The organism is Bacillus mycoides, assembly GCF_000832605.1.
Taxonomy (GTDB): Bacteria; Bacillota; Bacilli; order Bacillales; family Bacillaceae_G; genus Bacillus_A; species Bacillus_A mycoides.
The window spans coordinates 5,217,026-5,237,206 of sequence record NZ_CP009692.1 but is presented as its reverse complement, the minus strand read 5'-3'; the positions used below and the strand labels follow the sequence as shown (position 1 = coordinate 5,237,206).

General features: G+C 33.0%; 17 protein-coding genes. 11 read left to right on the top strand and 6 right to left on the bottom strand.

Annotated elements, in window-relative coordinates:
* Positions 1-502: 502 nt before the first annotated feature.
* From BG05_RS28555 to BG05_RS28540, 4 genes are all read left to right on the top strand, one after another.
* Positions 503-1,774, top strand: a complete 1,272-nt coding sequence (locus BG05_RS28555) for a DEAD/DEAH box helicase family protein (RefSeq protein WP_003193434.1) — start codon at positions 503-505, stop codon at positions 1,772-1,774.
* A gap of 12 nt (positions 1,775-1,786) precedes the next feature.
* A complete protein-coding gene (locus BG05_RS28550; RefSeq protein ID WP_003193436.1) occupies positions 1,787-1,981 on the top strand; it encodes a hypothetical protein in 195 nt (64 codons plus the stop codon).
* 444 nt (positions 1,982-2,425) lie between these two features.
* Positions 2,426-3,991 (top strand): phage major capsid protein, encoded by a 1,566-nt coding sequence (locus tag BG05_RS28545; RefSeq protein ID WP_003193438.1) that lies wholly within the window; start codon positions 2,426-2,428, stop codon positions 3,989-3,991.
* 74 nt (positions 3,992-4,065) lie between these two features.
* On the top strand, positions 4,066-4,287 hold the full coding sequence (locus BG05_RS28540) for a hypothetical protein (protein WP_002169500.1): 222 nt from the start codon (positions 4,066-4,068) through the stop codon (positions 4,285-4,287).
* 193 nt (positions 4,288-4,480) lie between these two features.
* On the opposite strand, the gene BG05_RS28535 is transcribed toward BG05_RS28540, so the two are convergent.
* Both BG05_RS28535 and BG05_RS31245 read right to left on the bottom strand, forming a co-directional pair.
* Positions 4,481-8,020: a tetratricopeptide repeat protein gene (locus tag BG05_RS28535; protein WP_003193440.1), complete on the bottom strand. Its 3,540-nt coding sequence runs from the start codon at positions 8,018-8,020 to the stop codon at positions 4,481-4,483.
* A gap of 313 nt (positions 8,021-8,333) precedes the next feature.
* Positions 8,334-8,510 carry a hypothetical protein gene (locus BG05_RS31245; RefSeq protein WP_003193442.1) on the bottom strand — a complete coding sequence of 59 codons (177 nt, stop codon included), beginning with the start codon at positions 8,508-8,510 and terminating at the stop codon, positions 8,334-8,336.
* 124 nt (positions 8,511-8,634) lie between these two features.
* On the opposite strand from BG05_RS31245, the gene BG05_RS28530 reads away from it, so the two are divergent.
* The 7 genes from BG05_RS28530 (at position 8,635) to BG05_RS28500 (ending at position 15,507) form a co-directional block, all read left to right on the top strand.
* Positions 8,635-9,033, top strand: a complete 399-nt coding sequence (locus tag BG05_RS28530; protein WP_003193444.1) for a hypothetical protein — start codon at positions 8,635-8,637, stop codon at positions 9,031-9,033.
* A gap of 349 nt (positions 9,034-9,382) precedes the next feature.
* Entirely contained in the window at positions 9,383-10,375 is a 993-nt protein-coding gene (locus BG05_RS28525; protein WP_003193446.1) for a tyrosine-type recombinase/integrase, read from the top strand.
* 933 nt (positions 10,376-11,308) lie between these two features.
* A complete protein-coding gene (locus BG05_RS28520; RefSeq protein WP_033734521.1) occupies positions 11,309-12,127 on the top strand; it encodes a MerR family transcriptional regulator in 819 nt (272 codons plus the stop codon).
* A 276-nt stretch (positions 12,128-12,403) separates the two neighbouring features.
* A complete protein-coding gene (locus BG05_RS28515; RefSeq protein WP_033734522.1) occupies positions 12,404-12,673 on the top strand; it encodes a helix-turn-helix transcriptional regulator in 270 nt (89 codons plus the stop codon).
* A gap of 12 nt (positions 12,674-12,685) precedes the next feature.
* Complete coding sequence (locus BG05_RS28510) at positions 12,686-13,384, top strand: hypothetical protein (RefSeq protein WP_003193455.1); 699 nt, start codon at positions 12,686-12,688, stop codon at positions 13,382-13,384.
* Between the two features lie 131 nt (positions 13,385-13,515).
* Complete coding sequence (locus BG05_RS28505; protein WP_003193458.1) at positions 13,516-14,829, top strand: hypothetical protein; 1,314 nt, start codon at positions 13,516-13,518, stop codon at positions 14,827-14,829.
* A 318-nt stretch (positions 14,830-15,147) separates the two neighbouring features.
* Positions 15,148-15,507, top strand: a complete 360-nt coding sequence (locus BG05_RS28500) for a phBC6A51 family helix-turn-helix protein (RefSeq protein ID WP_003193460.1) — start codon at positions 15,148-15,150, stop codon at positions 15,505-15,507.
* 328 nt (positions 15,508-15,835) lie between these two features.
* Here the strand turns inward: BG05_RS28500 and BG05_RS28495 are convergent, their stop codons facing one another.
* The 4 genes from BG05_RS28495 to BG05_RS28480 all read right to left on the bottom strand — a co-directional run bounded on the left by BG05_RS28495 (position 15,836) and on the right by BG05_RS28480 (position 20,096).
* The gene (locus BG05_RS28495; RefSeq protein ID WP_003193462.1) at positions 15,836-16,402 is read right to left on the bottom strand and encodes a recombinase family protein; all 567 of its coding nucleotides are present in this window, start codon (positions 16,400-16,402) and stop codon (positions 15,836-15,838) included.
* A gap of 1,408 nt (positions 16,403-17,810) precedes the next feature.
* The gene (locus BG05_RS28490; RefSeq protein ID WP_002188197.1) at positions 17,811-18,638 is read right to left on the bottom strand and encodes a hypothetical protein; all 828 of its coding nucleotides are present in this window, start codon (positions 18,636-18,638) and stop codon (positions 17,811-17,813) included.
* Between the two features lie 97 nt (positions 18,639-18,735).
* Entirely contained in the window at positions 18,736-19,002 is a 267-nt protein-coding gene (locus tag BG05_RS28485; protein WP_003193464.1) for a DUF2790 domain-containing protein, read from the bottom strand.
* A complete protein-coding gene (locus BG05_RS28480; RefSeq protein WP_003193466.1) occupies positions 19,002-20,096 on the bottom strand; it encodes a response regulator aspartate phosphatase in 1,095 nt (364 codons plus the stop codon). The genes BG05_RS28485 and BG05_RS28480 overlap by 1 nt, the downstream gene beginning before the upstream one ends.
* Positions 20,097-20,181: the final 85 nt, after the last annotated feature.

Here is a 20,181-nt window from a genome sequence, read left to right as displayed (position 1 = left end):
AATTAAGCATGGTGCATATCCCATATTTATTCAATCTATTTTTCTGGGGTATTAATATTCTAGATTAGATGGGTTTAATCCTTCTTAAAGTAAACTGCCCGTTAATTTAAGACTACTCACTTCATAAATTTTTGCGCCAAACATTGAAAAAGATAATAAAATTCTCATTTTATATACAAGGATGTATCATTTCAAATTTTCAGCAGCTAGACTACCGTAATGTTCTTTTTGTCCAATCTTCGATTGTCCAAAGTAATTGCATAAAAAGTGTGCAAAAACTCGTTGGAAATGTATCAACCGCAATACTTTTGGGACTTTTTCGTAAAAAAGAATAATATAAAAAATCATTTCTTCGAGAACCTAAAAGGTTCGAGAAAAAAGACATACGTCAGTAGTGCTGCTGGGAAAATAACCTTTAAAAAGTTCCTTCATTCCATTTACGTTTTGGTTATAGCAGATAGAAATATAACATAAGGAAATTAACCAAACGGAGGAATGAAAAATGACTGTTAAAGTTATTGATGCTATTTGTGGAGCAGGTAAAACAAGTTATGCAATTCAATATATGAATGAACATATGGATAAGTTGTTTATATATGTTACACCGTTTTTGACAGAAGTGGAAAGAATTAAAAATCAGACTATTAAAGAATTCTTTGAACCGAATGCTAAATCTGGAAATGGAAAGAAAATAAATCATGTTAAGACTCTTGTTGAAGACGCAGTAAATATTGTTATGACTCATGAATTATTTGCTAGGCTTGATGAAGAAACTTTATTCAATATAAAAAAAGAAGGATACGTTCTTATTATGGATGAAGTAGCAAACGTTCTTGATACAGTTAGTGATGTTGATAAAGATGACATTAGAGTAATGATTGATTCGAATCTTATTAAAATCGAGGAAGACGGGCAAATCTCCTGGTTAGACCCACTTTATCAAGGAAAGAAATTCAGTGACATAAAAATACTTAGTCTAAAGAAAAATCTGTTTCTCCATAATAATTCCATCATTTTTTGGACCATGCCTGTAAGTAACTTCAAGTCATTTAAAGATGTATATATACTAACTTATTTATTCGATGGTCAAATTCAGAAGTACTACTACGAAATGAAAAATATTAGTTATGAGAAATATTCTGTTCGAAGAAAGGATGAAATGAAATATGAGCTAGTAACATATGATAGAACTCAGGAACCAAGAAATTTAATTGGCAGCCTGCTAACTATCTATGAAGACTACCAGGCTTCTACTGGAAGAAAGAGCTCGATGAACTCAAATTACTTGAATAAGAGGAACAATCCTGAAAAATCTTTGTCTAAAAACTGGTATGACAAAGCTGATGCCAAACAGATTGAACAGATAAAGAAAAACTTAGTTTCCATTTTCAGAACTCAAAATCCTGTTGCTAATGATGAGTTGTTTTGGACGTCATTTAAAGGACATGCTGTGTCTCTAAAAAATGTGAAATGTAAGTTAAATAAAAAAGATGATCGTTCTAAAGATAATTTCGTTCCTTTTAATACTAGAGCAACAAATGATTATGCTGATAGAAAAGCAACCGCATTTCTTCTAAATAGATTCATGAATCCAAATGAATATCAATTCTTTTCGTACAGAGGAGTTGAAGTTGATGAAGAGTTGTTAGCAATATCAGATTTAATCCAATTCTTGTTTAGAGGATGCATCAGAAATAATGAACAAATGTATTGCTATATTCCATCTGCAAGAATGCGACGATTATTGAAAGAATGGATAAATTTCGAAATCTAGGAGGTATTTAAAATGTTTGTTGAAATAGATCGTCATGGCTTTGGAGAAAGGGTCCAAATTACTAAGCCTCTTAAAGTTCCAAATCAAGTTAAGCATATAACCGTTAAGCCTATTCAACATGAAGACAATGAAGAGGTGAAAAGAATAAAAGAAAAATGGAAGGAAATGAAGGGAAGTCGTACAAAAAGTGTCGGAAACATATATTAATATTAGAGAGATAAAAAGTTTCATAAATAGGCAATTTAACTGTCTTAAAAAAGTCTTTCGTGTATATATACAATAGAGAGGTTTTGACGAGTGGAACTTATTTCCCTTATTTCCCTTATTTCTAATTCTTTATTGTTTTCCATATTTCTTTCTTCTTGATGTGGAAAGTCAGGAAGAAGCTCCAGTTGCAGTTATGCATATAAAGTTAGAGATCCATTATGTTTTTAGAGCTCCTTAATTCGAACTTTAGAATCTGTTTGGATCTCACCTCCTTGAAGGATGATTAAATAAAGCACTTGAATATATATTTTGAGTGTTTTATTTAGTTATCGCACCAACACAGAATCAGGATTTAGATGATACTTTTGTATCATCTTTTTTTATTTTTATCCCTAATTGCTTTTAAAAGCAATTTTATAGAAATTAGAAAGGAAGTAATTAAGAATGAAAATGGAACTTCGAGTTCAAGATGCAAAATTACGTGCAAACACTGGTGGAACAATGACAGTTTCCGGTTATGTCAACAAAACTGGTCAGTTAAGTAACGTATTGGGAGTTACAAAACGATTTGTTGAAAAGATTGCTAAAGGAGCATTCTCTCGTGCTATTCAAACAGCATCGAAAGATATTGATTTCCTGGCTGAGCATAAGAGCAAATTACTTTTGGCTTCCACTCGTAATAACTCTTTGAAACTAACTGAAGATGAGCAAGGTTTGTTTATGGAAGCAACCATTACTCCTACTTCTTGGGGAAAAGATTATTACGAATTAATCGATTCTGGCATTCTCAGAAATATGTCATTTGGTTTCCGTACTATCAAAGACAGTTGGAAATTACTCGAATCTAATCTTTACGAGAGAACAATTGAAGAACTTGAATTATTTGAGGTATCAGTTGTTCGAGATCCTGCGTATTCTCAATCGACAATCGCAGCTCGAGGCATTGATTTAATTGAAGAAGTTGAAATACCTACAGAATTAGATAAACAAATTAAATTAAATAAAGAGGAGAACAAAAACAATATGAAAACTGAACATCGATATGGAACTAGTTATAAGAATAAAGCAGTGGAAGATAGAAGTTTAGAAAATCGAGCTTTTAATGAATTTGTTAAAGGTGAAATTGAAGAAGCTCGTTCTCTCGGTCTTCAAACGACATCAGCGGGCAGTGCTGTAATTCCAACAGCAGTTGCAGAAATACTTGTTGAGAAATTAGAAGAAACCTCTCCAGTATTTGCTCGTGCTCGTAAGTTTCCATCGGTTAGTGGAACATTAAAAGTTGCCAGAGAAACATCAACAGGTGTAGGGGCTTTTGTGGGTGAGGGGAAAAATCTAACTGAGGGTATAATTTCTCTTGGACATGTAGAACTTGGCCAAAAGCGAGTAGGAGCATATCTTTCTCTAACAACACAATTAGTTAATGATGCTGCAATTAACATGGATGAATATATTCCTAACTTACTAGCAAAGCGTACATTCAAGGCTGTTGAAAAATCAATCCTTCAAGGTACTTTGTCAGAAGAGTTTAAAGGTATTGTTCCTAATGAGGAGATTGGAAAGTTTACTTTACCAACGACAGTTACTGATGAAGAATTGTTGGATAAGATGCTCGATATGGCAACATCAATTCATCCGGAATACTTGCAAGGTTCAGCGTTTATTGTTTCACGCCCGTTCTTTAATAGGCTCGCTAAGTTGAAAGATGGAGCAGGCCACTTCTATATGCAGAACGGCATTGTGAATGGTCGAGTATCTTATACTTTTCTTGGTTTAGAATTAATAGTCACTGATTCTTTAGAAGCTGGCGATGCTATTGGGCAAGTTCCATGTGTGTTCGGAAATATTGAAGCTGGCTATGCAGTAATGATTAAGAAAGGCCCAGAGCTAATTACAGTTCAAGATAGTGAACAGGCTCTTCGAGGTTCAATTGGATTTCTTCTTGAGGCTTATATGGATGGTGCGGTGTTCAACCCACAAGCTCTTGCTAAACTAGTTATTACCTCTGATTAAGGTTATACAATATTTTGTGGATGTGGAAGTCAGATATTCTGGCTTCCTTTTTATTTATAAAGGAGTTGAACGTAATGGAAGTAGATAAACAAGCAGTGTTAAATCTTAAAAATAGCTTAAAAGAGGAACAATATAAATTCTTAATTGCAAAGATTGCTTTACATCATTTAAAAGGTACTGTGAAGAATAGAATTGAATTACAGAAAAAAGTAAATTGTGTATTAAAGAAACAAAATTTGGGATCAGTAAGTTATGGTTTTATTAGAGCGAATGAAAAGAAAAAGGTGGTTGTATAATCTTGGGGTTTGATATTGATATAAAGTACTCGCCTACCCTTTTTGAAAAAAACAAAAAATATCATGTAATAAACGAGGAGGGGGCGTTTTCATCAACGGTACCAAAACTCCCGCGACCCGTGAGATCTATATGTTAAGTGCATTAAAGAAGACCAACATAAAATTGGTCTTCTTCGTGTCTTATTTAAATTTTTCATTTTTTCTTTAGTAAGGTTTTTATAAATTCGCTCATCTTTATCCATTGTTCTTCACCAGAGGATTGAAAATGTGCTTTGCTATGTTCGATTATATTAGAGATAACTACGGACTCATTTCTATTGGTGCTTAATAATGTACAAAGGTGTTCAGTTAATGTTTTTCTATCATCTGAGGGGATATTTATTGTCCATACCCAGCCGAGAATTCCACCAATAACATTAATTAGGAATTGCTCATTGAAGTATTCAAGTTTTAAATAGTCAAAGAGAAGTGAAATTTCATCGGTTATTTTGTAATTATTTTCCTTTAAGTAATAAATAAATACATCTGAATTAACTGGAATCAATACATAGCCCATCATTAATAGCTTGCCAGTACATTTGTTTCTCGTTTCAGAATTAATGATTTCCTGCGCAAAAAGTGAATTGATAAAATCCAAAGTTGAAAAGCAATTTACTTTGTAATATTGCTGGGCATAATTTTTTACTAATAAACTATCTACTAACATAGTCCATTTATTGTTACTACATATTTCTAGCGGACGGTTTAAAAAAGCTAAATTATCATCTTTGTAATTCGCTTTATGATTATTACTAATGACATTTCCTACTTTTTTACAATTTTTATTAATCCATGCAAATAACTCTTCTTGGTTTTTTAGTGTGTCTCTTATTTGTTCAGGTGTATATTTTGTCATTTGTACATTTCCATCTTTATAAGATATGAGCTCCAAGCCTTTTTCTGTTTGTAATTTATTTTGAGTATATTCTTGAAAAGCTGTATCAAATTGTTCTTGATGAATATATAATTGGAAACTTGCACTTAGAGTTTCAAGAAGTTCAAGATTTTTAATGGCGAGTAGGCTAGTAAAATCACATAAAACATTACGAGAAAAATAAGCTGTTTTAGATCCATCAAATAACTCCTTATAGGAACCGTCTATAATCCAAAGATGGGCGTCTTTTTCATTTACTACGTGCCCCCAAGTTTCAAATGGGCCTCTATTCATTGTGCTAATTAAAAAATTTAAAGGGGACCGATGCTCTGATAATGCTGAGTTTATATATGTAGCTGCATCAGTCGAATGCTTTAGTTCTTTAATTAATTCATTGGATAAATTCTCTCCTTCTAAAACTGGAATTTTTCTTAAAAATGGTTCTTCATCTGGAAATACCTTTTCAAAATCATCAATTGTTCGTTGATATTCTTGTATCCATCCTTCATCTGGATTATCAACAAATTGACTTAACTGAGACATTTGAAAGAAGAAGAAGCCCCAGACTTTTGGATTATCTTTTCCAGCCATAAAGGTTAGATATGCAAATTCCATTGCTTTTCTATATTCCTTAGCATCTAAAAAAGCTAAACATAGTAATTGATAATCTTCAAATTCCCCAGATTTTCTAACTCGGATTTCTGCCGAGGATAATATATCCACACAATCCGTGGTGTTCCCAAGACGGTATAAGCAATTTGCATAACGTAATTGATAATCGAGGGTTCCTGTTTGTTGGTATAGAGAAAGATAATTTTCTTTTGCTATCTCATACCAACCTAGGCTGAAATAAATATATGATAAAACATTGAGTGAAAATATTGATTTATACGGTAACTGTTTATCTAGAGCGATGATATTTTCATATTCTCCGAGATGATAAAGTGCCTGCACGTATCGTTCTAGTAAAAATTCATGTTGAATCCAATTTGGGATATTTAGGATGATTTTCTTGAGTTTTTGGAAATCTTCTATTGTGCCTCTATTTACATAGGCTTGAGTTAAACAATTTTCACATTCAATTAATGCATCGCTCTCTAACTTATCAATATTAGGTTCAAGATAATTAATAACATTATCCCATTCATGTTTTTTAAATGAGTAATAGCCTCTTAAAATACTTATTGTTACATTGCTATTCGTTTTTTGTTCTACAGAATTGATTAGCGTTCTAATTTCAGTATGTTTTAAAAGTGAGAACAGTGCATTTATATAAGAGAAATAGTAGCTAAAAGGAAATTTAGAATTAATGTGAAATTTTGACTCATTAATTTGTAAAATGGAGATGGCTTGTTCAGCTTTTCTTACTCTTATATATACATCAGCTAATGTAATAATCTCTTTCTCAGCAAGGTCTTGTTTTAACTTTTTTTCTTCCAATAAACTAATTGCTTTCTTCCAGTCCTCACTATACAAACAATTTAATAAAAGATTATTGAAAACTAAGCTGGAGAAATCTTTATTAGATTGAAAGATTTCTTCAAGTATTAATTTTGCTTCTGAGTATTTATTATTTCTGAAATATAAAGCGGATTTTAATTCTTTTATCCTATGCAATATGGCAGTATTTTCACTAGTTTGTTTTTCTACTTTTTCAAATAAAGGCATGATTTCATTGAGCGTTTCCTCAGGATAAATAGTTTTATTATTTGCTATATCATGTTCAATCCGTAAAATGGATGCTTCAGCTTTTAACATTAACCAATCAACATTGAGTGGGGTTTCGCTTAGCTTTTGATTAGCCATATCAAGGGTTTTTTCGAATTTATTTGAAGAGAGCCAAATATTAGCTTCTAATAATTTGAATTCTTCCCCTGCTTGATTTTCAACCATTTTAAGGGCTTCATCAAACCTTTCTTGTTTAATAAGAATATTGATTTGAATATTTATATTTTCATGAGATTCGCCTTCAATTTCAATAGCCTGTTCAATTAAATTATAAGCCTGTTCAAAACGATTTTGAAATAAATTTACTAATGCTTCTAACCTTTTCTTTTTAGGTTCGTGGTCACAATGTGTGATAGCAGTATATAGATGTTTTATAGCATCATCATAATCCCTGCTTTCAATATAAGTATTGGCTATTATTAGATGTAATTCTAATGTTTCGTTTCGTTTTAAATTGAATTTTTTCAATCTTTCAGTTGCTTTCTCTCGCGCTGCAATCAATTTTCCGGATTTTATCAAATCGTTTAAATCATTAAATTCGGTAGGAGTTATAACTTCTTTCAAATAACGATTATTCTCTTGTACTAGGTCTATTGTTACCGATTGTTTTTGTATTACTTTGTCAAATCCTGTTTTTGTAATTTGTTCTAAATTGTCAATTTTACTAAGTAGCTCTAAAAATTCAGGTTCCCAATGTTTTGTTTTATAATCATTTAAACTAAAGGATATTAACTCGAAAAAGGGTCTAAGTAAATCTTGATATTGAGGAAAAGATTCCATATAGGGTTCGAGATTTAAATTATTTTCATCAATATTTTCCGGAGCCCCTTTTAAAATCCAAAGAAATACTTCGTCTCTGTTTATTGGATCCTCTAACAATTTAACGACCAATTCTTCTGGTAAATCTAGTGAGGATTTGGCATCGTCAATAGCTGCTTGGAACATTAAAGTTGTTTTTTGTGCATAATTATCTTTGACCCATTTGTCTTTAATATCACGAAAAAACTTTGAATTTTTTATTTTAGGGAATAGAAAAGAAAAAAATTTGCCACCAAACATTTTTAAAAAGGTCCCTAATGCAGTAGTTCCCATAATTATCACCTAACTTAATCGGAATTTTAGTAATATATTACTAATTATAAATTATACATTTTATTGGCATAGTAATCTATTAAGAATAAAGTATCAATTTTATTTTAAATAGAAGAAAGGGAAATCGTATCAGTGCATTTTTACAGAGATGATGCCCTTTTTATTTAGGTTATCAAAAAAATGATTATCAGATTGATTCGTATGAACCTTTAGAAGTTGAGTTGACGTAATTGTATTTGATCTTCATAAAATTCGACAGTGAGTATTATGGGGCTTTTGATAGGTTTTGAGATTATGAAAGTTACTTTTCACCTTAATAATCTACAGGAATAGCCTTTTTATCTGTTGGATTGTAGTATTCATGATATAAAATATCTAATAACTTCCATCTTTCTTCATTACTTAAACGTTGGATAGCTTCTACTACATCTTTGACAGTAAGTTCAACTTCATCAAAAGTTCTTCTTCTTTTAATTATTCCATCTCCCATATTAATCGCTCCTTAATTCGTTTGATAAGAATTTATCTCCTTGATTATTCTGTGAAATAAAAAGTGCTAACTTTATTTTACATTCGTCATTTTCTCGATATAAGTAATATCAGGAGGGATTAAATTGCTACCAATAAAAGAAAAACTGATTCAGCATTTATCTGACAAGATGACGAACCAAGATATTGCGAAGATTTACGACATAACTTTTCAAAAAGTAATTCAGCTTATAAAGAAATATAAGATTAATCCAAATGAACTTCGAAAGGTGAACAAATATACTGTTTATGAGCATTGGCTCAATAATGAAGTCGTTTATGTTGGGAGTGGAGTTTGGTATAGATGTAGAAGGATATATAATAGAAGAAACTCGATTCATCGACAACTTATGCAGGATGGTAATATCGATTATAAAATTGTTGGTGAATTTGACAAAGAGAAGGAAGCGAGAGATTTTGAAATTCGACTAATAAAGAAGTATAAGCAATTAGGGCAAGCAAAATTCAATAAACAAGTTAATTAAGAGCTTGACGATTTTGAGGAACAGAGGCATAATAGTCAGTAATCGTGTTGATTGAAAAAGCGAATAATTCAATAACTGTTGTGGTTGTTGATTTCATTATATGTACGGTGTTTTTTGGGACTCAAAATCGTGTTCCTTCGGGAGTGTCGGTTCGACCCCGACCATCGGTATCGTTAAATGGTTATCGTGAATTACAGAAGAATTAAGTAATAGCAACGTTTAAAACGTCTTTCTACAGTTTTGTAGGAAGGCGTTTTTTTGTGTTTTCAGGGGTAATTTTGCTTGAAAAATCCACTTTTAAAATCGTATTCATTGGTCGTGTTCACAGGTAAAGAAAGGTGGTTAACTTTTGGCTAGAAGAAAAAACACTTTAGATGAAAGTGAATTAGCTGTTATTAAAAAACAAAGTAAATCTTATGTTGAAACGTTTGATGAAGCTATCACTTTGTTTGTGAAGGACTGTGAATTAAGAAATCTTAGACCGTTTACCATTAAATATTATTTAAATGAGTTACAAGCTTTTCTTAATTTATTAACTGAACAAGAAATAGACGTTTCTATTCTAAAGCCTTACAACATGACAGAAGAACATGTAAAAGAAAACGTGATACTTTACATGAAAAATTATAGGGGAATTAAAGTAGTTTCTATTAACACTCGTTTACGTGCATTACGTGCCTTTTATAACTTTTTATACAAGCAGAAGCACATTCCTAGAAATCCAATGGAAAACATTAAGTTGTTGAAAGACAGGAAACGTATTATTCCTACTTTTTCAAAAGAACAGCTTAATAAGCTATTCCGTCAGCCTAATTTAAGGACATTTACGGGCGTTAGGGATTACACAATTATGATGTTAATGCTTGAAACAGGTATACGTATAAATGAACTAGTGGGGCTGTCTGTAAAGGATATACGCTGGGAGGATAGTTTGCTTGTAATTCGTAACGCTAAAAGCTATCGAGAACGGCAAGTGCCTATACAAAAAGATATGAAAAGCCAACTGAAAAAGTATATCGCTATTCGTGGGTATGTTGAAAGTAGTGCTTTGTTTGTCACTGTTGATGGAACACGCCTTACCAGAAGAGGAATACAGCAACGAATATCTATATACGGCAACATGGCACAAATAAAAGATGTGCGTTGCAGTCCTCACACGTTTAGACATACGTTTGCAAAGCTAAGTGTCCAACAAGGGGCAAATATATTTGAACTGCAAGCCATACTAGGACACACCAATATGGAAATTGTTAGAACGTATGTAAATTTATTCGGTAATGACGTAAGAGATAGACATAAGGAGTTTTCACCGTTAAAAGTGCTTAATAAACGGTACGTATAAAAAGTTTAGAAAAAGAAAAAAGCCACGTGCTGGTAACACGTGACCCAAAGTTTGAAAAATCGACTCAAAACTAAATAACGGACATTCCGTATACTCGTCACCCCTATTATAAATTTTAAAAAAATATAATGCAAGGGGGTTAGTTTCTTATTGTCTTTTTTAGGTAATTAGAAGCGTGGATGTGCGGTAATTCCGAACGTGGAATTGCCTGAAACCACTTTAAAAACTGATTGGCTTGTTGTTGGTCGTGCAGGAGGTACAGAGTATACGTCTACAAAAACAGCACCCCTCATTGGATTCCTATTCATTCGGTGAGGGAAGGTGAGGACTGCCTAGGTATGAAGTCTAAAAGGTTCGGGTTGGTTATCGTTAGTATCAAGGTGCTAGGGAGTATATTCAGCTTGTCGCATAGGGACGATATTATGAGGACAAGTCATTGTTAAAGGGTATATATGACGAAAGTCATTGAGTGAATAGGGTCTATACATACGGACACAATGTGACGTTGACGCAAGTAAGACACTTATCCCTCTATTCTGTTTTAGACTGCTTTTGCTGTCTTTCAGAGTAGGGGATAAGTCTATCTTCCAGCCGTATGCAATGTTTCTGTATCAGCAAGTCAAAACCTCATCCCATCAGTCAATATCACTAACAAAGAAAGTGGGGAAAGCTTAAAATGTTTCACTAACTAAAGTTAAACAAATATGCTAAATGAAGCGTAGAAACATTATAAAGAATAGATACTACATGAAGAGTATGCTATAGGAGACCACATAAAATAGTAGTTAGAAGAGATAAAATGTATATCAGGAGATTTAGCAAATTTCTTTCCCTATTTAACCAACATGGAAATTTATGTGGACTTAATAGAAAGAAAATTATAAAATTTAAATTGATTAATAATATTCTATTAAATAGGGTGGTGTGAAATATATGATAAATGAGTTTAGACATTTGGGCGAAGGATTGACAGTGATATATTGCCCAGATACTCAAACAAAACAAATAAAGAGGGTATACATTGACACAGAAGATTTCCAGAAAGTTGATGGGGCTGTAAAAGGAGAATGGAAAAGCTGGAAAAGGGAAGGAACGAAATTTATAGGTGGGATTGATATAGACAGAAAGGCAGTAACTCTTTCGCGATTTATTATGGGAATCAATGATAAGTTACGCCATGTCGTAAACTTAACAGATAACCCCTATGATTTAAGAAAATGTAATTTAACTGTCATCCCTTGTGGCGATAAACAAAAATTGGATGTAAGAAATAGGCTAGAAGAATTAAAAAACAAAGTTCCCCCTCTATCAAGAAACAATAAGGAAGAATCTCAGCGATTAACAAAACAGTTAGCATTAGACGATAGTGAAAATATAAAACGAGTAAGTCGGGCTGAAGTAGCTGGATTGCTAGGAATTGGTAATAGTACTATTAACTATTGGATTAAACGATATGATATTCCTGTAAAAAGAGATGAGAAGGGTTATGTCACATTTGATGATGAGTTAATAGGAAGACTTAAAGAAATAAAAGAAAAAACACGGTCAATAAGAAAAATAGGGTTAAAAAAAGAGGATTCAGAAAAACAACCGAATCCACAAACAACAGGTATTCGAATTATGAAAGATTTCGAAACCAAGGACTATTTACTAGTGGAAACAGAAAGTGGTGGCACACTGTCTGTAGTAAAACGATTTAATGAGAAACAAATAGAACAATTGGCGAAATCTTTCTCGAATATATTTTCATGATAAGGTAGTAGACATGTATGTCAATACCATAGATGAAATTTAAAGTTAGATGATGTACTTAAGAAGGTGCGATAATATTATTTAATAAATTATTAATTTAAGCCTGTAATTAGAGGGTATTTCACACCTATATGAGTGTAGGAGGGAGTGCTTTCTCCTTCCATAGCTGTTATGTTTAAAGAAGTATTTCATTTCTCCAATTAGGGGGCGGTTATTTCCGTCCTCTTTTTCTTTTGCATACGGCTATTAAATCAATAATATAAGGGGGCATAAACGTTGACACGTGGGACTTATAATCATGAAATTACACGAGAAATAGTTAAACTCGCACGAATTTCTAGAAACAAGACACAGGAACAATTCGGGGAAATCTGTGGCGTACATCAAACTACCATCGCCCATTTAGAGAGTGGCTATATGGACGTCACAGTAAATCTACAAAGTAAATTGAAAGATGGCTTTAGACGAATGAGAGTTTCGAATGAGGAGATAGAAATTTTTAAACGGGCAGTTGATATAAAACGTGCAAGAAACTATAAGGTTTAAGGAGGAACATTAATGACATTGTTAAAAGTTGATGCGGCTGGTGTAGAAGCGGCAGTAAAGGGTATGAAACTGTACAAGGAAACTGAAAAAGTTTTAAAGGCATATGAAGTTGAAGTAAAGAAGCTGGAAGAACAACATGTGGAATTATTAGGCGAGAAGGAAAAGTACCAAACGCTAATGACTGAAAATTTATTAAAACAACAAGATGAGAAGGCAACCGCTAGACAACTTATTGAAGCTAAGAAAGATTATGCTGTATTAGTTATGGAATTATCTACAATTAACACTGTATTAGAAGAAACTGAAAAACAAATTGCTGATGTAAAAGCAAAATACTTTCCATTGTTAAAAGAGGCAGAAAGGAAAGATAAGTCGGCTATGCATGCAGCTTACAATATGACACAGGATATTCAGCAAACACTGTATGACATGTTGACAGCTATTGCGGTTGTAAATAAAGAAATGAAGGTACAACATGCAGAAGCAATTGAAGGGGCTAACCCTATTTTGGCTGAAGCACAGAAACGTGACCTTGCTTATAAAATGATAGGTAAGCACACAAATGAATTTCTAGGGTATGATAGAGTACTAGAAAGTCCTAAAGTTCCATTCAACACCGTACCTACTACAATGTTACAACATTCTGAAACAACTGCAGCTTCTTTAGGTTCAGTAAGTCGTAGAAATCCTAGTGAAGAAGATAAGCAGTAATAATTATATATTTAACACAATGAAGGCAGCCATTGCGGTTCGCCTTCTTATTAATCACATACATACGTGTCCTTAAATTTGTGATTAACGGTACTACCTCTACGTAACGAAAATACGAAGGGGGAACCAAAATGGAACATGTAAAAAATTCACTGGTAAGAAAACCAGTACCACTAAAAGTTAAAATTATCGACTCAATTATGGGAACAGGTAAAACAAGTTGGGCTATTCAGTATATGAATGAAGCACCACCATACCAAAAATTTATTTACATTACACCGTTTAAAACAGAGGTAGAACGGGTGATTGCTTCCTGTAAAGATAGAAGTTTTGTACAGCCTGAAGCTTCTAAAGGAAAAGGAAAGAAGTTAAATCATTTGAAGACACTTATTTTAAAAGGAGAAGACATTGTTTCTACACATAAGCTATTTCAAAATACGGACGCTGAACTAGTCGAACTACTTAAGGCACAGGGGTATACGCTTATTTTAGATGAGGTTATGAATGTAATTGAACAAGAGAAAATTAGTAAGGACGACTTGCAATTACTGCTATCAGCAACTAATAAGGAGGGTGAACCGCTTATTGTGGTTAAAGAAAATGGTTTCGTGCAGTGGAATGCCCCTTCCTATAAAGAAGGTCAATTTACCAAAATTCGTAATCTTGCTGAAGCTAACAACCTAATGATTTACGATAACGTAGCTATGTACTGGACATTCCCAGTAGAAGCATTTAAGGCATTTGAGGAAGTGTATGTACTTACATACATGTTTGACGGGCAAATTCAGCGTTACTACTATGACTTGTTTAACGTACAGTACACCTATCATTCTGTAAGTAATAAGAACGGACGCTATGAGTTAATTCCATACGTGCCGCTACATAAGGAAAATAAGGCACATTTAAAGGAACTCATTGAAATTTTCTATTCAACAACCCGTGATAAGACGGATTTAAACAAGATTGGTGAAGGACGGCACCCTTTTTCTGTCAGTCATTTAAAGAAGCTAGTGAATGATAGTCATCTTAAGAAGCTGGTAAAGGACAATGCTTACAACTTTTACCGCCATAAATGCAAGGCAAACTCTAATGATGTGATGTGGACTACATTTTTAGGCGAAAAGGACACAATTAAAAAAGCTATTACACCGAAAAATTTAAAGAAACAATTTGTAGAAGTAACTTGTCGTGCTACCAATGATTATGCTGATAAGTCCGTTTGCGTTTATTTAGCTAATCGTTTCTTAAATCCAATTTTAAAACGCTTCTTTACTGATAAAGGAATAGAGGTAAATCAAGATTTATTTGCACTATCAGAGTTGTTGCAATGGGTCTTTAGAAGTAGGGTACGTAAAGGTGAGGAAATACAGCTATATATCCCGTCAGAACGTATGAGGAATTTACTAGAAAAGTACTTGAATAATGAAATAATTGGACAGGGTTAAAGGTTAATAATAAATCTTTGCACAAAAAAAGGGGCAAACAATTGCTGGAACCCCTGATATTACTAGGTTTTTAAACAATGCCCTTTTAGAAAAGATATATATAAAGTGCACAAAACATACCGCATAACAGTACAAGGGACTAACGCCCCTTTCCCTGTTATAGTGACACTATTCATAGTAGTACTAGAGACTATTAACTAAGAACACTATCAAGAAATAGACAAGGTGAAGGCGGAAGCCGTAACCGCAGTCCCGACCCGTTAGGGGCGGAATATAACGCTATAACGTTTAATTAAATGTATTAGGAGGTTTTTTACTATGTTAAATGACAAACAAAAGCAAGTGGCTGAATTAATGGTATATCAGCCTGAAAGGACGTTAAAAAGTATTGCTGAAGAAGTAGGAGTACATTTTAACACAATTACAAATTGGAAGAAGAACAAAGAATTTGCCGAATATAAACGGCAGTTAGCGTTATCTGTTCATGGTGAGTATTTAGTTGAAACATTGGACATTTTACGTAAGAAGGCATTAAACGGTAATACACGCAGCCATGTAAAATATTTAGAATTATTACTGAAGACATACGGCTTACTTGTAGATAAGCAGGAAGTTACTGCAGTAGTGAAAGAAGAGAAGTCAGATGCTGAATTATTAGAAGAATTGAATATGTTGTAATAATAAAGCCTTTTCCTATAATGGAAAGGGCATTTTTTTATTGACAAAATTAGTAAGGTTAATAGCGGGTAATTCTAAATTAACACCGCTTGCGTACACCGTTTATTGTGAGGGTTGATAAATTTTTCAGGTATAGTTAGTGGTGGAGAAAGCCTTGTCATATCTGTATTTATAGGCGTTTTTAGTCCCCCTTAATTTAAAGTGAAATCACACATGTTATTTTCGTGCCTTTAAAATAACCGAAAAAAAGTGTTAATAGGATAATAGTAAAATAAAGTGTCCTGAAACATGAGAAAACCGCCTACGTCCCTTGTAGACAACTTAAAAGTTAATCTCGTGTTAGCCCTTGCTTTGCTATTTCACGGTACAGAATGGACTTACTAACACCTGTACGTGTTTCGATTTCCTTAATAGTGTATTCTTTAGTTTTCCATAATTCTATAGCTTGCTGTACTTGCCCCTTTGCCTTGCCTTTACGCCCCAGCTTCACACCTTTTTCTTTAGCTAACTTAATCCCAGCTTGTCGTTTTTCTGCTAGTAATTCACGTTCATTTTCTGCCAGTGCTGAAAGGATTGTAAGAAAAAGTTTCCCGTTTCTATGTGTGGCTTCTATTCCTAATTCCATAATAAATAGCGTTATGTCCCTAGCTTGTAACTCTTCTACTAAGGTCAATAATTCCTTTGTATTACGCCCTAATCTATCAACACGAGTAATTATGAGTTTGTCCCCTGATTGCATTTCTTTTAATAGTTTATCTAATTTAGGACGTTTAAACGTAGCACCAGTAAATTTTTCTTCTACAATAGTATCACATTTATAACCCTGTAATTGTTTAAGTTGAGTGTCTAAATTTTGTTCTTTGGTACTAACCCTTGCATATCCGTAAATAGTCATTATGTAATTCCCCGTTTCTTTTATTTATGTTCTCATTCTAACATTTAATTTAGGGAATGAAAATAGGGAATGATTAAACATAGTAAAATTAAGGTTTTATTTTTATTCCCGCTTTGTCTACTTTTAGGGAATCGATGAAAAGATTTTTTATTTAGCCCGTCTTAATTTAAGTTTCTCTTTTTAACGTCTTTATTCGTCCCATATGCAGGCTGTAATCACCTACTACTATAATGCCCCTTGTGCGGTGATAGTGTACACCCGTGTGTAAGTAGGTATGTGCCCACGTATAACCACGCCACCTAATGCACCACACAACACACAGTACATACCACAGCAGCAGTAACACACCCAGTCCACTACTGCCATACACCACATGACACTACACATACACACAGTATAGTAAGGCAAGGGGCAATAGACACAGCATCGTACAGTGATAGGCAAGCACAACACGCTAGTACATACACACGTATACATAGGCATAAGGCAATGTACAAACATAATAATAAGAATAAGTAAACATGAAGTCATAATGAAGATGCTGTATGAAGGTGTAAGGTGCGTTAGGATAAACGTTAGTTACTTAGTATATTCTTTTATTTTGAAGGAAGGGTATATCATGGGGGGCTTATCTATATATACGGCGAACTCGTGTCCGAAACACTCCTACACAATTTTTCATAACTCGACTAGTGAACATTTAAGAAAATACGTATAATGAAAGTAACCACTTCTTTTAGCGAAGTTATGTTTCAATACTGCTAAATTTAATACAAGTACTAGCGGTATAATACAATGGAAAGGCGTATGGCAAAGTGGATTTGCTGTACGTCTATTTTTTATGCCATTTTACGGGGGAAGGGTGGTTCAAGTTTATTCTCTTTGTAAATAGCCATGTCGTTCAAAAAAAATTTACGGTGGGGTTGGGAAACCTTTGAGATGTCGTAATGGCTTTGCTATGTCTTCGCTGTGCCATTCCTAAATGTCTTTCTTTACATAAATATGTAAACTATATAATGTGTTGTAACAATATTAAGCAAGCCTTTACCAGCTTCCCTAAAATTTGTGCCATAATTCAGCAAGGAACAGCAAACCTCTACAAGATAGGATAAGGGGTATTCATGAAATTGCAATTTTCACTTTAGAAAAACCTTTTCAAAAAATTACACAACGGTTTTCAGAACTTTTTGTAACAATAGAGACACCTTAACAATCCCCTAACTATTGCCAGCAGTAGAGATGACTAATTATATATGATGAAAGTACACTAACAATGTGATAATTAATTTTTTAACGTGCTTCCCTATAAGGAGGCACGCTTTTTTTATTTTGGTGTTCGTTGAAAGTAAAGAGGTAGTGACGGAAAGTTTAATTACGGTTGATGTATTTGGTAAATGATATACATATGTTAAATATCTTTAGTATGTTCTATATTGTTTACGATTTTAATGTCCGTATTGTTAGACAGTGGTGATTGGACAGCAGTTATATCTTTTTTAATTATTTTTGTACATTTCATATAGACCTTTGAAGAAAAGTCACACACATATTTAACTTTTTCTTTAGATTCTTCTACGGTAGAAAAAACCATTCTCTTTTCGTCCATCGAGTATTCATATTTTAAGTTTTTTATTTTCCTAAAGGTGTCATCAGTAAGTAATTGAATATCATAATCAACTTGTCGATTTATAGCTATGATTTGTGCACGTAACAAACAAAAGTAAAAAAAGCTTAATAAAAATGCTAAAGCCCCTCCTTGTACTATATAATCGGCATAATTTTGTTTTTCAAGGTGCTTACATGTAGCAAAAAAGAATACTAACATGATAGAGGTACAATGTAGGAGAAAAAACTTAACATGCCATCTTTTGTTTATAAATTTATTAAACTTTTTTTGCATATAAAAAACAACAATAAAACATGAAAAACTAATAAACCAAACGATAATATTCCATAAAAAAGATATACGGTGACTATATCCATATAAATTCTGATAAATAATGGCTGTATAGAGTAAATAAAATATAGTTACAAAGAATATTCCTATGATATAGAACCAAAATTGTAGTTTGGCTTGATTAGACCTATCCCTAAATTGCTTATCCAGTGAATTAGTTGTCATTATGTATATAAATTGGTTGCTGGTATACATGAAAACCCCTGTAATAATCCCCATTATAGCAACAATAACAGGTGAAAACTTGCTTATTATTTCAATAGATATTCCATCAAACATACTTTGTATTCAGTCCTTTCAAAGTTAAAGTTAGATAAAAAAGAACGCACTTTTAAGGGTGACGTTCTTTTTCTTTCATTAAATTGTTTTATTGTTTTTAAACTAAGTCAGGTTTTTGTGGTATTGGTGGTCGTCCGTGGTCATAAGCAGGTGAACCAGTGTTACCATCAGCTATACCCCAAGGTTCTCCGTGTGTGTAAGATGGAGACCAACCTTCTCCATGTGTATATTCAGGAGAACCACCAGTATGACCGTGACTATACGCTAAGCCAGGCTTTTGTGGTGCAGGTGTGTCACCCTCAGCCATTGCTAAGAAACTAAATGCCGTAACCGATAAAAGTAGTGCTGTTTTAAGTTTTTTCATTACACTAACGCCCCTTTTTCTTCATATTTCTTTCTTGCTTCATTACTCATGTAAAAATACTTGCTTGCTTTCTTCTCGTTCTCTTCCTTATAAAACATAGTTGCTAATAGTTCCGTATATTCTTGTACGCAACGTGTTAAATTTTCTGCTTCGAAGTAAGAAATTCCTTCTAAAATAATACTTTCCAACGTTAGAGAATCAGAACCATTATTCATTTCCTTCAGGATATTAAAACGGTGCACGTATTCCTTATTTTCTATCTTAGTACAAGCTGCAAGTCCTTTTTCAATTAGTGTATTAACCTTGTTGTGTTCGCCCAATTTATAATATTCCCTAGCCTGTAAGAATATAGCTTTATAATGGTTTGGAAGATGTTCTGTAACTTCTGATAAATGACGAATAGCTAAATCTGAAAGGTTTTGATTTGCGTATAACCAGCCTAAATTATTTCTAATACGTAACAGTAGTTCATTGTTATTAATCTCTTTAACAATGTCAATCGCTTTATTTAAATGTTCTTCTGCTTGTTCAAATTGTTTTATCTGAATACACGTTAATCCTAGAACGTTTTCGCATAAAGCAATGTTAATGTTATAACAGTTAGTTTTGCTGAAAAAGTCTTTTGCTTTGTTAGCATATGAAATAGATGGTAGGGGTTTATAAGTTTGGTAATAGAAAGATGCCAACCTATAATTAAATTCTGCTTCTTCTACTTCGGCAGGCACATACATTAAAAGTTTTTCTGCTTTTTCAAAATGTTTCCCACCTTCATTGTAGTCTGCAAGAATTGTACTGTGAATAGCTTTGAAGAAGTGATAATAATAAGTTAGAAAGCTATTTTCAGGTATATCAAAGGAGTTAATTTCATTAAAGCTGTCTTTTGTAATGTTAAGTCCATCGGTTAGCACTTTATATCTAAAGTTTAATAATGAATAGTATAATAATAAATTTTTATCTTCTTTTATACTGGAAAGCTTATCTTCAACTTCTTGTTTTAAGTTTGTTGCTTGAATATTTTGATGTTGTAGTATAGCTTGATACCAGTCATTAAATAACTTTGAAATCTGTTCATTCCCCTTCACTGGAACATGCATATAATCCCTTCCTTTTCTGAATAGTCTTACATTAAATGATAACAAGAATAGAATATAATGGAAATTGAATTTCGGTATTTCTCAA

Bases quoted from the DNA above. Each gene is read 5' to 3' on its own strand.
- BG05_RS28555 (WP_003193434.1), top strand. From the start codon at position 503: ATGACTGTTAAAGTTATTGATGCTATTTGTGGAGCAGGTAAAACAAGT.
- BG05_RS28550 (WP_003193436.1), top strand. From the start codon at position 1,787: ATGTTTGTTGAAATAGATCGTCATGGCTTTGGAGAAAGGGTCCAAATT.
- BG05_RS28545 (WP_003193438.1), top strand. From the start codon at position 2,426: ATGAAAATGGAACTTCGAGTTCAAGATGCAAAATTACGTGCAAACACT.
- BG05_RS28540 (WP_002169500.1), top strand. From the start codon at position 4,066: ATGGAAGTAGATAAACAAGCAGTGTTAAATCTTAAAAATAGCTTAAAA.
- BG05_RS28535 (WP_003193440.1), bottom strand. From the start codon at position 8,020: ATGGGAACTACTGCATTAGGGACCTTTTTAAAAATGTTTGGTGGCAAA.
- BG05_RS31245 (WP_003193442.1), bottom strand. From the start codon at position 8,510: ATGGGAGATGGAATAATTAAAAGAAGAAGAACTTTTGATGAAGTTGAA.
- BG05_RS28520 (WP_033734521.1), top strand. From the start codon at position 11,309: ATGATAAATGAGTTTAGACATTTGGGCGAAGGATTGACAGTGATATAT.
- BG05_RS28510 (WP_003193455.1), top strand. From the start codon at position 12,686: ATGACATTGTTAAAAGTTGATGCGGCTGGTGTAGAAGCGGCAGTAAAG.
- BG05_RS28505 (WP_003193458.1), top strand. From the start codon at position 13,516: ATGGAACATGTAAAAAATTCACTGGTAAGAAAACCAGTACCACTAAAA.
- BG05_RS28500 (WP_003193460.1), top strand. From the start codon at position 15,148: ATGTTAAATGACAAACAAAAGCAAGTGGCTGAATTAATGGTATATCAG.
- BG05_RS28495 (WP_003193462.1), bottom strand. From the start codon at position 16,402: ATGACTATTTACGGATATGCAAGGGTTAGTACCAAAGAACAAAATTTA.
- BG05_RS28490 (WP_002188197.1), bottom strand. From the start codon at position 18,638: ATGTTTGATGGAATATCTATTGAAATAATAAGCAAGTTTTCACCTGTT.
- BG05_RS28485 (WP_003193464.1), bottom strand. From the start codon at position 19,002: ATGAAAAAACTTAAAACAGCACTACTTTTATCGGTTACGGCATTTAGT.
- BG05_RS28480 (WP_003193466.1), bottom strand. From the start codon at position 20,096: ATGCATGTTCCAGTGAAGGGGAATGAACAGATTTCAAAGTTATTTAAT.